This window comes from Halomonas sp. (assembly GCF_031581305.1).
Lineage (GTDB): Bacteria > Pseudomonadota > Gammaproteobacteria > Pseudomonadales > Halomonadaceae > Halomonas.
The window spans coordinates 1-10,943 of record NZ_JAVLBC010000042.1 but is presented as its reverse complement, the minus strand read 5'-3'; the positions used below and the strand labels follow the sequence as shown (position 1 = coordinate 10,943).

The window sequence follows — 10,943 nt, the reverse complement described above, 5'->3', positions numbered from 1 at the left end:
ACTCTCCTTCAAAAACCACTGCTTGATCGATTGCCGCAGCCCACCGGCTGGCGGCACCGGGTCTCGGCGCCCTACCAGGCAATCAAGGCTCGCGACGGCTTCCTGATGCTCGGCTGCGCCAACCAGCGCACCTGGGAACGCTTCGCCGGTGATGTTCTGGAACGTCCCGAGCTGATGGAAGATCCTCGCTTCCTGACCAACCACGACCGTGGCCAGCATGTCGAGGAACTCGAGGCGCTGCTGGAGTCGATCATGGCCGACCGGGACGTCGACGACTGGCTCGCGCGTTGCGACGCGGCCGGGGTGCCCGCCGGGCCGATCAACGACTTCGCCCAGGCGATGAGCGACGAGCACTACCTGGCGCGCGGCATGGTGCAGGAAATGGACCACCCGAAGATCGGCAGGATGAAGACCATCGGCTTCCCCAGCAAGTTCTCGCGAACCCCGTCGCAGATACGCCAACCGGCACCTCTGTTTGCTCAGCACACCGATGAAGTGCTCGGTGGCATGGGGCTGTCTGCCGAGGAGCTCGAGACCCTGAGGGCCGAGGGCTGCATCAAGTAGGCGCCTTTTCTAGACATATGCTGCATTCATTATTCAAGAATAAGATGCACGGAGATTTCCTCATGCTGAAGCTCGACTTCCATCCCTCCGGTCGCCACTTCCTGCAGATTCCCGGTCCCTCGCCGGTGCCGGATCGCATCCTGCGCGCCATGAGCCTGCCCACCATCGATCACCGGGGCCCGGAATTCGGCGCCCTGGGGCGCGAGCTACTGGATAAGGTGAAGCAGGTCTTCAAGACCCGAAACCCGGTGATCATCTACCCGGCGTCGGGCACCGGCGCCTGGGAAGCGGCGCTTTCCAATACCCTCTCGCCGGGCGACGATGTGCTGATGTTCGAGACTGGCCACTTCGCCACCCTGTGGCACAGGATGGCGACCCGCCTGGGCCTGGCGCCCGAGTTCATCGGTTTGCCGGGCGACGAGGGCTGGCGCCACGGCGTGCAGGCCGACATGATCGAGGCGCGCTTGAGGGAAGACACCGGGCACAAGCTCAAGGCGGTCTGCGTGGTGCACAATGAGACCTCCACCGGCGTCACCAGCAACATCGCGGCGGTGCGTCGCGCCATCGACGCCGCCGGTCACCCGGCGCTGCTGCTCGTCGATACCATCTCGGGGCTGGCCAGTGCCGACTATCGCCATGACGAATGGGGAGTGGACGTGACCATCTCAGGCTCCCAGAAGGGGCTGATGCTGCCGCCCGGCATCAGCTTCAACGCGGTCTCCGACAAGGCCATCGAGGCGAGCCGCCACAACGCCATGCCGAAGAGCTTCTGGGCCTGGGACGAGATCCTCGAGGCCAACCGGAACGGCTATTGGCCCTATACCCCCAGCACCAACCTGCTCTACGGCCTCAACGAGTCGCTGGACATGCTGCTCGAGGAGGGGCTGGAGCACGTGTTGGCGCGCCACCAGCGCTGGGCCGCCGGCGTGCGCACGGCGGTGGAGGCCTGGGGGCTGGAGATCCAGTGCCAGGACCCGGCCGTCTACTCCCCGGTGCTCACCGGGGTCGTGATGCCCGAGGGCACCGACGCCGACGCGGTACGCAAGATCATCTACGAGCGCTTCGACCTGTCGCTGGGCACGGGGCTTGGCAAGGCCAAGGGTCGGATGTTCCGTATCGGGCACCTGGGTGACTGCAACGATCTGACCCTGATCGCCACCCTCGGTGGCTGCGAGGCGGGCCTGAAACTGGCGGGCGTGCCCCTCAAGTCCAGCGGCGTGACGGCCGCCTTGGACTACTTTGCCGGCCACCCCCTCGAGGCCGCCCACTGACCATCGGCAGTGCCACGCATGGTGGAGGAAGACCCCATGACGTCCCTGAAGGACAATTCCCGGGCCGGCAGGGCCCCTGATGCCCGGATCAAGCCGGTCACCGGCCTGGCGGCCCGGCTGTCACGCGAGCTCGAGGGCGAGGTGCTGTTCGATGACGCCTCGCGGGGCCGCTACTCGACGGATGCCTCGATCTACCAGGTCACGCCGGTGGGCGTGGCGATTCCCCGCCACCAGCAGGACCTTGCGCTGGCGCTGGACATCGCCCGGGATGCCGGGGTGCCGGTACTGGCGCGTGGCGCCGGTACCAGCCAGTGTGGCCAGACGGTGGGCGAGGCACTGGTGATCGACAGCACCCGCTGGCTCGACGAGATCGTCGAGTTCGACCCCGAGGCGCGCACCGTGGTGGTCGAGCCCGGGATCGTGCTCGACCACCTCAACGCCTGGCTCAAGCCCCATGGCCTCTGGTACCCGGTGGACGTCTCCACCAGCGCCCAATGCACCCTGGGTGGCATGGCCGGCAACAACTCCTGCGGTTCACGTTCGATCCGCTACGGCAACATGGTGCACAACGTGCTGGGCGTGGATGCGTTGCTGGCCGACGGCAGCGAAGGGCACTTCGGATTCGTCGACCAGATCCCGGCCACGGGGCGGGTGCGTGAGCTGGCCGAGCGGGTGAAGGCCATCGCCGACGGGGTGGCCCCCGAGATCCGCGAGCATTTCCCCAAGGTGCTGCGCCGCGTCGGCGGCTACAATCTGGACCTCTTCGACTGCCAGAACCCCAAGCCCTATGACCCGGACGGGCGCGTCAACCTGGCCCACCTGCTGGTGGGCTCCGAAGGCACCCTCGCCGTGAGCCGGCGGATCACCCTGTGCCTCTCGCCCCTGCCCGACCACAAGGTGCTCGGGGTGGTGAACTTCCCCACCTTCTACCAGGCGATGGACCTCACCCAGCACATCGTCACCCTCGACCCTTCCGCGGTGGAACTGGTCGATCGCACCATGATCGACCTCTCGCTGGAGAACCCGGCCTTCCGCCCGGTGATCGAGAAGGCCCTGATCGGCCGACCCGAGGCCGTGCTGCTGGTGGAGTTTGCCGGCGAGGACCGAGAGGCCCAGATCGCCTCTCTCGAGCGCCTGAACGAGTTGATGGCCGACCTGGGCCTTCCCGACAGCGTGGTGGGCATGCGGGAGCCCGCCGAGCAGAAGGCGCTGTGGAACGTTCGCAAGGCGGGGCTCAATATCATGATGAGCATGAAGGGGGACGGTAAGCCGGTCTCCTTCATCGAGGACTGCGCGGTGCCGCTGGAGCACCTGGCCGAGTACACCGACAGGCTGACCGAGGTGTTCCATCACCATGGCACCGAGGGTACCTGGTATGCCCACGCCAGCGTGGGAACCCTGCACGTGCGGCCGATTCTCGACATGCGCCGCGACGGCGCCGAGAAGATGCGCGAGATCGCCGAGCAGGCCTCCGCCCTGGTGCGCGAGTACAAGGGCGCCTACTCCGGCGAGCATGGCGATGGCCTGTGCCGCGGAGAGTGGGTCGCCTGGCAGTTCGGTAATACCGTCAACGACGCTTTCAAGGAGGTCAAGCAGCTCTTCGACCCCGAGAACCTGCTCAATCCGGGCAAGATCGTCGACACCCCGCGGATGGATGACGAGCGCTACTTCCGCTTTGCCTCCACCTACCGGACGATCCCGGTGACGCCGGTGTTCGACTGGTCTCCCTGGAACGTCACCCGCGACCCGCTCTCCGGCGAGCAGGGCGAGCCCGGCAGCGCCGGCGACCCCACCCATGGCCTGGCCATGGCGGTGGAGATGTGCAACAACAACGGCCACTGCCGCAAGTTCGATGCCGGCACCATGTGCCCGAGCTACCGCATCACCCGCGACGAACAGCACCTCACTCGCGGGCGCGCCAACACCCTGCGCCTGGTGCTCTCCGGCCAGCTCGGTGACGCGGGGCTGGCCAGCGACGACGTCAAGGAGGCGCTCGACCTCTGCGTCTCCTGCAAGGGCTGCAAGCGCGACTGTCCCACTGGCGTCGACATGGCCAAGTTCAAGATCGAGGCGCGTACCGCCCGGGCGAAGGCCAGGGGGCTGTCATGGCGAGATCGCATGGTCGGCGAGATGCCTCGCTATGCCCCCTGGGCCAGCCGGTTCTCCGACCTGCTGGGTGCCGTGGAGCGCGTGCCGTTCCTCTCGCGCCGGGTCAAGGCGGCCATGGGGCTTGCGGCACAGCGCGACTTCCCGCGCTTTCGCGGCAACTTCCTCGCCGAATCGCAGGGTGAGGTGGTCCAGGCCCCGCGGGAGGTGCTGCTGTTCGTGGATACCTTCAACAACTACCTGGAGGGCGAGAATGCCCGTGCGGCCAAGCGGGTGCTGGAAGCCGCCGGCTATCGGGTGCACCTCAACGTCAAGCAAGGCGAGCGGCCGCTGTGCTGCGGACGCACCTACCTTTCCTCCGGGCAGTTCGACAAGGCGCGGCTGGAAGCGCGTCGTACCCTGGACCACCTGATGCCCCATGTCAGGCGGGGCGTGGCGATCGTCGGGCTCGAGCCCTCCTGCCTGCTGACCCTGCGCGACGAGTTCCTGCAGTATGGTTTCGGCAAGGAGGCCGAGGCCCTGTCCCGAGCGGCCTTCCTGTTCGAGGAGTTCCTGGTCAAGGCTCATGAGTCGGGCGAGTTACCGCTCGACCTCAAGCCGGTGGATCACCCGCGGGCAATGCTGCATGGTCACTGCCACCAGAAGGCCTTCGATGCGCTGCGTCCGGTCGAGCAGGTGCTCTCCTGGATCCCCGGCCTCGAGGTCGAGACCATCGAGTCCTCCTGCTGCGGCATGGCGGGCAGCTTCGGCTACGAGGCGGAGCACTATGACGCCTCGATGAAGATGGCCGAGCTGTCGCTGCTGCCGGCCATCCGCGAGGCAGCTACCGATGCCGTGCTGGTGGCCGACGGCACCAGCTGCCGCCACCAGATCCAGGATGGCAGCGGCCGTGAGGCCATTCATGTGGCCCGGCTCCTCGAGCGGGCGCTGGCCTGAGCACGCTGCCGATGGCGCCCTGCATCCGGGCCCGTCGGCTTTCTTCTCCGACACCTGAACGAGACACCATGATCGATCTACGCAGCGATACCGTGACGCGGCCCACGCCGGCCATGCGCGAGGCCATGGCGCGGGCCGAGGTCGGCGACGACGTCTGGGGCGACGATCCCACCGTCGTTGCCCTCGAGGCTGCGGTGGCCGAGCGGGCGGGCAAGGCCGCCGGGCTCTTCTTTCCCTCGGGCACCCAGAGCAACCTGGCGGCCCTGCTGACGCACTGCCAGCGCGGCGACGCGTTCATCGCCGGTCAGCTCGCGCATATCTATCGCGACGAGGGCGGCGGTGCAGCGGCCCTCGGCGGCATCCAGGCGCAGCCCATCGAGCATGACCCCGATGGCACCCTGTCCCTGGACAAGGTACAGGCCGCGATCAAGGGGGAGGACATCCACCATGCACGGACGCGGCTGCTGGCCCTGGAGAACACCTTCCGCGGCCGGGTGCTGTGCGAGGACTATGTGGCGCGCGCCACCGCCCTGGCACGCGTTCATGGCCTGGCCACCCACCTGGATGGCGCTCGCTTGTTCAACGCTGCGGTGGCCAGCGCACGGCCCCTGGCGGCGCTGTGCCAGGGCTTCGATTCCGTGTCGCTGTGTTTCTCCAAGGGGCTGGGGGCCCCGGTCGGCTCGGTACTGGTGGGCGATGAGGCCTTCCTCGCCAAGGCGCGTCGCTGGCGCAAGACCCTGGGCGGCGGCATGCGTCAGGTCGGCATCCTGGCGGCGGGGTGTCACCATGCCCTGGAACATCACGTCGAGCGGCTGGCCGAGGATCACGTCCATGCCCGGCAGTTGGCCGAGGGGCTGGCTGACATCGACGGGATCTCGGTGCAGGCATGCGACACCAACATGGTATTCCTGGCGGTGTCCGAGGCCGACGGCAGGGCACTGGAGGCGCAACTGGCGGCCCGAGGGGTCCAGGTGGCAGTGGACGCGACCACCCGCCTGGTCCTTCACCTGGACGTCAGCGACGACGATATCCCCCGCATCCTGGCCGCCTTCCGGAGTTCTGTGGCCCGGTTGGGGGACTGAGCGGGCCTTTCATCATACAAAGGAGACCCCTTTCCATGGCGATCTATCAATATGGCGATGACCGCCCCGCGATCGGTGACGACGTCTACGTGGCCGAGACGGCCGACGTGATCGGTCGGGTCACCCTGAAGCGTAATGCCAGTGTCTGGTACCAGGCGGTGCTGAGGGGCGACACCGACCACCTCGAGGTCGGCGAGGGCAGCAATATCCAGGACGGGGCGGTGCTCCACGCCGACCCCGGCTACCCCATGACGGTCGGTCAGGGCGTGACGGTGGGGCACCAGGCCATGTTGCATGGCTGCACCATCGGTGACGGCAGCCTGGTCGGGATTCAGGCGGTGATCCTCAACGGGGCGGTGATCGGCAGGAACTGCCTGGTGGCCGCCGGGGCGGTGGTCAAGGAGGGGGATAGCTTCCCCGACAACTCGTTGATCGTCGGGGCACCGGCCAGGGTGGTACGCGAGCTCTCTGCCGAGGCTATCGAGGGTTTGAGGAATAATGCCGAGGGCTATGTGGAGCGCGGCCGGCGTCACGCGGCGCAGCTCAAGCGCATCGGCTGATCCCTTTGACCTGACGGGCGGGATGGTGGGCCGGGAACGGCACAGCCCCCACGGCCTGCAGCGCCACCATCATGGCAGTCGAGACCCCGAGCTGCTGGGCGACGTTGAACGGGAACTCGGAGAACATCGGCTTGCCGATCCATGCGTCCGGCCAGGCGCTGGATTCCGGGACGTCCCAAGTGTCCTTGGGGATCAGGAAGCCGCGACGGGCCGCCGGCAAGACGATGGCCAGGCCGAACATCTCACCGATCATCGACGGGAACTCTGACCCCAGCAGCACGCCGGCCAGCATGCAGGGCACCACGAAGGAAATGCCGGCGAAGATGGCGAAGACTGCTGGCATAGCGACCCGCCCGGGACGGCGTTGGCGGGGGTCGGCAAAGACTGGCACTATCGGGACAGACCCATGAATGGATACCAGGAGGCGGCATGACACGGGTGCTCTACGATCTCTGCGGCATCGATGAGGAGCTGCGCTTCTCACCCTACTGCTGGCGCGTACGCTACGCTCTGGCCCACAAGGGGCTGGAGGTGGAAACTCGGCCCTGGCGCTTCTCCGAGAAGGAAACCCTGGCCTTCGCCAACCATGACAAGGTGCCGGTGCTGGTCGACGGTGACGAGGTGGTTACCGACAGCTACGAGATCCTGCGCTACCTGGATCGCACCTATCCCGAGGCGCCGCTCCTGGGCGAGGGGCTGGCCGAGGCGCGTGGGAACTTCTTCAAGCACTATGCCGAGCGCGCCCTGGCTCCGGCGATGATGCGCACCATCATCATGGACCTGCTCAACGCCATCCACCCCGATGACCGGGCCTACTTCCGCGAGAGCCGAGAAAAGCGTTTCGGTCGGACCCTTGAGGAGTTCCACTCCCCGGCCAAGGGGCTGGTCCAGCTGGATGCCGCCCTGGAGCCGTTGCGGGGGCGGCTCAAGGACGCCGACTACCTCGACGGCGAGGCCCCGGCCGGCGCCGACTACCTGGTTTTCGGCAGCTTCATGTGGGCGCGCTGTGTCTCCAGCGCCGATCTGCTCTCCAACGCCGATCCGGTCCATGCCTGGCTCGAGCGCATGCTCGATCAGCACGGCGGCCTGGGGCGCAAGGCCCTGCGCATCACCGATGTAGAGGGGGCCTATCGCTGAGGCAAAAGGCTCGAAGGTGACCGCTGAATGACGCGGTCTCGTCTGTGCCTGCGACGCCCGGCTCCGGCCGGGCGTCGTGGTTCATGGCTGACGGCGACGCGCAGGACCAATATGTTGCGTCGCACAAAAAGGCCTGCTATGTTGCAATGCAGCACGGGGCGTCAGGTCCCGGTGTCCCACCACAGATGGAGGATTTTCATGAGCAAGGCGACCCCCCAACAGGCCACCGAACAGTTCGAGTCCATGTTCGTGGCACCCGCGCGCAATCTCGGCGCCCTCAACCTCGACTACACCGAGAAGCTGGTCGCTGCCCAGTTCGATGCGGTGCGCGCCCTGGCCGACATGGGTCTGGCCCAGGCCCGCGGTTGGCTGGACATCCGTGATCCCGACAGCCTGAAGTCGGTCGTGGAGTCCCAGCAGAAGGCCAGCCAGGACATGGGCGAGCGCCTGCGCGGCGACGTCGAGAAGATCATGAGCCTGAGCCAGGAGTACGTCCAGAAGAGCCAGGAGCTCGCCGAGGACGGGGTCAAGGCCGCTACCACGGCAGCCAAGTAAGGCCTCAGATTATTGAGCATGGCAAGCGTCGGCTTCGGCCGACATTCACGGGTCGTCACTGCGGGTGGCGCCCGTGTTCTTTTTTGCGGGCCTGCTTCGCCGTTCAGCCGTGCTCGCTGTCCAGCAGCGCAATGACCTCCTCGTCTTCCACCTGCCCGAAGTCGGCGAAGAACTGCCCTACGGCCCGGAAGTCCCAGGAGGTCTCCAGGCAGACCACTTCGTCGGCGAGGGGCTCGAGCCGAGCCACGGTATCGGGCGGTGCCGCTCCCATGGCGGCGATCAGCGTCTTGGGGCCACGGGATTTCAGAGTGGCCAAGGCCGCCGCCATAGTGGCTCCGGTCGCGCTGCCGTCGTCCACCACCACCACGATGCGCCCCTCCGGGTCGATCGGGGCCCGTACCGGCGTATAGCGCCGGCGTCGTTCCTCGAGCAGTTCTCGCTGCTTCTGCGTCTCGCGGCTCACCGCTTCCTCGCGGTAGTGCTGTGCCGTCTCCTCCAGCGCCACACTGCCATCCTCGCTGACCGCGCCGATGGCATATTCGGGATTGCCCGGCGCTCCTATCTTGCGCACCAGCACTACGTCCAGGTCGCCTTCCAGGGCATCGGCGATCAGCCGCCCCATGGGTACCGCACCCCGGGGGATGGCCAGGATCAGGGGGGCGTGCCCCTTCAGGTGAGAGAGTCGGCTAGCGAGCTGCTCGGCGGCATCGAGGCGATCGCGAAACATGATAGAGCTCCTTGCTGATAAGTCTCACTTGAGTGTAGGCCTGCACGGTTCTGTACGAAACGTTCTCCCAGCGTAGGCATCGATCATGGCAGGGGATTTCCTCCGGCCGATGAGGCCAAGGACGTCTTCGACGCCCGCCAGATGGTCGAGTGCGGCCTGATGCCGGAGGTCGTTCGGCGCATCACCGACGACGATCAGCGCGAGCTTCGCGACATGGCCCGGCGCGAGCGCCAGGCGCTCAACTCCGGCGAACAGAGCGCGGCGATCCGGCTGTCGGCGGACTTTCATGCCCGCCTGGCGCGTATTTCTGGCAATGCCACCCTGGCTCGACTTCGTCGAGCGGCTCTGTTCGCGCTCCTCGCTGATCCTTGCGGTCTATGGCAACCTCGGCCATCTAGGCTGTGAGTCCCACGATCACGACGACCTGATCGGCTACCTGGAGGATGGCCACGGGGACTGTGTCAAGGCCTTCATGAGCCGCCACCTCAAGGCCATCGAGGCCTCGCTCTCCATCGTCGAGGAGGAGGCGGAGGCGCCGGACCTTCACCAAATCTTCTCCGACTGAGACTCAGGCCAGTCCTGCCATCCTGGCCGTGGCGCCGCTCATGAGTCGTTTCCATCGGCCGCGTGCCAGGCCGCGACCAGCGAACTGGCCCGTTCACCGACCTCGGCAGCGGTGAGGCCGGGGGTGTAGAGCGCGCTGCCCAGGCCAGCGCCGTCGATGCCGCCGGCCCGCCAGTCGGCAAAGTTGTCAACGCCGATGCCCCCCACCGCGTAAAGCAGGGTGCCCGGGGGCAGGACGACACGCATGGCCTTCATGCCCTCGATGCCGATCTGTACCGCCGGGAACAGCTTCAGCCCGGTGGCGCCGGCATCCAGGGCATCGAAGGCCTCGGAGGGGGTGACCACCCCGGGCCAGCTTTCCATGCCTAGCCGCCGGCTCTCCTCGATCACCGTGGTCCGGCAGTTGGGGGAGACGACCAGGCGTCCGCCGGCGGCGAAGACGTCGCGTACCTGGGCCGGGGTCAGCACGGTGCCGGCACCGATCAGGGCCCGGTCGCCCAGGGCCTCCGCGAGGCGGCGAAGGCTCTCCATCGGCTCGGGGGAGTTGAGTGGCACCTCGATGCGCTCGATGCCGGCGGCGAGTAAGGCTTCGCCGACCTCGACGACATTGGTGGGGGAGATGCCGCGCAGGATGCCGATCAGGGGAAGGGACATGGGTCAGGGCTCCATTCGCGTCAGGGGGCGTGGGATTTGTGGGCCAGCCCGAGGCCAGCCAGAGTGGCGGACTCGCCGTCAACGCTACGGCAGCCGATGCCCAGCGCTTCGAGGGCCAGGCCATAGCGGGTGCAGAGTGGCTCGGCACCGACGAGGGTGATGGTCTCGCCATCGGCCAGCGCCGCCCGGGCGCCGGCCAGCTCCAGGCCGATCACCAGGCCCGAGAGGCGAGCCGCCAGTCGTCCGCCTCGCCCCTTGCCTGGCGGCAGGCCACTGTCCAGCAGGTCCTGGGCGCGCAGGCCAAACAGCCGGGTGGAGAAGGTCTCGGGGGCGGCGGCCATCTCCTCCACCGCTGCCACGAAGGCCTCGCGGCAACCGGGCTCGGCCAGGTCGTCCTCGCCCGGCCCGTGATTCAGGGAGTGCCGGAGTACCGACTGGCCGGCGAGCCATTGGTAGAGCTCGCCAGTGAGGAAGGTGGCGAAGCGCGTAATCGCGCCGGCCTCGAGGCGGGCCCACTTGGCATGGGTGCCGGGTAGGCAGACGGTCCCCGTGGCTTCGGGCTCCCGGGCGACCAGGCCGGCGAGTTGTGTCTCCTCGCCGCGCATCACATCGAATCGGCGGTCGGTCCCATCGGGGTGCTGACAGAGTCCCGGCAGCAGCGCGACCTCCAGGCGCGGATCCGCGAGGGCGGGCATGACCGCGCCCCGGGCCAGGCCATCCAGCCGCGTCGGCACCGGCAGGTAGGCGGCCTCCCGCCAGCCCTGGCGGGCGCCGGCCATGCCGCAGA

General features: G+C 67.5%; 10 protein-coding genes and 2 pseudogenes. 8 read left to right on the top strand and 4 right to left on the bottom strand.

The genetic code is table 11. The features are described 5' to 3' along the window. The 5 genes from RI841_RS05560 to RI841_RS05540 form a co-directional block, all read left to right on the top strand. Nucleotides 1–564: CoA transferase (locus tag RI841_RS05560; RefSeq protein WP_310704588.1), on the top strand; the 564-nt coding region annotated here is incomplete at its 5' end. A 62-nt stretch (nt 565–626) separates the two neighbouring features. Continuing rightward, a complete protein-coding gene (locus RI841_RS05555; RefSeq protein ID WP_310704587.1) occupies nt 627–1,835 on the top strand; it encodes an aminotransferase class V-fold PLP-dependent enzyme in 1,209 nt (402 codons plus the stop codon). Nucleotides 1,836–1,871: 36 nt separating this feature from the next. Next, complete coding sequence (locus RI841_RS05550; protein ID WP_310704586.1) at nt 1,872–4,877, top strand: FAD-linked oxidase C-terminal domain-containing protein; 3,006 nt, start codon at nt 1,872–1,874, stop codon at nt 4,875–4,877. Between the two features lie 68 nt (nt 4,878–4,945). Beyond that, entirely contained in the window at nt 4,946–5,959 is a 1,014-nt protein-coding gene (gene ltaE, locus RI841_RS05545) for a low-specificity L-threonine aldolase (RefSeq protein ID WP_310704585.1), read from the top strand. A gap of 35 nt (nt 5,960–5,994) precedes the next feature. Then, nucleotides 5,995–6,519 carry a gamma carbonic anhydrase family protein gene (locus RI841_RS05540; protein WP_310704584.1) on the top strand — a complete coding sequence of 175 codons (525 nt, stop codon included), beginning with the start codon at nt 5,995–5,997 and terminating at the stop codon, nt 6,517–6,519. Between the two features lie 133 nt (nt 6,520–6,652). Here RI841_RS05540 and RI841_RS05535 read toward each other — a convergent pair. Then, nucleotides 6,653–6,856: pseudogene (locus tag RI841_RS05535) on the bottom strand (L-lactate permease); the annotation flags it as partial. Nucleotides 6,857–6,948: 92 nt separating this feature from the next. Between RI841_RS05535 and RI841_RS05530 the strand changes: the two are divergent. Both RI841_RS05530 and RI841_RS05525 read left to right on the top strand, forming a co-directional pair. Then, nucleotides 6,949–7,656 (top strand): glutathione S-transferase N-terminal domain-containing protein, encoded by a 708-nt coding sequence (locus tag RI841_RS05530; protein WP_310704583.1) that lies wholly within the window; start codon nt 6,949–6,951, stop codon nt 7,654–7,656. Nucleotides 7,657–7,854: 198 nt separating this feature from the next. After that, nucleotides 7,855–8,211, top strand: a complete 357-nt coding sequence (locus RI841_RS05525; protein ID WP_310704582.1) for a phasin family protein — start codon at nt 7,855–7,857, stop codon at nt 8,209–8,211. A 103-nt stretch (nt 8,212–8,314) separates the two neighbouring features. Here the strand turns inward: RI841_RS05525 and RI841_RS05520 are convergent, their stop codons facing one another. Next, entirely contained in the window at nt 8,315–8,938 is a 624-nt protein-coding gene (locus RI841_RS05520; RefSeq protein ID WP_310704581.1) for a phosphoribosyltransferase family protein, read from the bottom strand. Nucleotides 8,939–9,037: 99 nt separating this feature from the next. Between RI841_RS05520 and RI841_RS05515 the strand changes: the two are divergent. After that, nucleotides 9,038–9,503, top strand: a pseudogene (locus tag RI841_RS05515) (GntR family transcriptional regulator); the annotation flags it as partial. Between the two features lie 38 nt (nt 9,504–9,541). Here the strand turns inward: RI841_RS05515 and RI841_RS05510 are convergent. Together RI841_RS05510 and RI841_RS05505 are read right to left on the bottom strand one after the other, a co-directional pair. Beyond that, entirely contained in the window at nt 9,542–10,156 is a 615-nt protein-coding gene (locus RI841_RS05510) for a 2-dehydro-3-deoxy-6-phosphogalactonate aldolase (RefSeq protein ID WP_310704580.1), read from the bottom strand. 20 nt (nt 10,157–10,176) lie between these two features. Continuing rightward, on the bottom strand, nt 10,177–10,943 hold a 767-nt coding region (locus RI841_RS05505), incomplete at its 5' end, for a 2-dehydro-3-deoxygalactonokinase (RefSeq protein ID WP_310704579.1).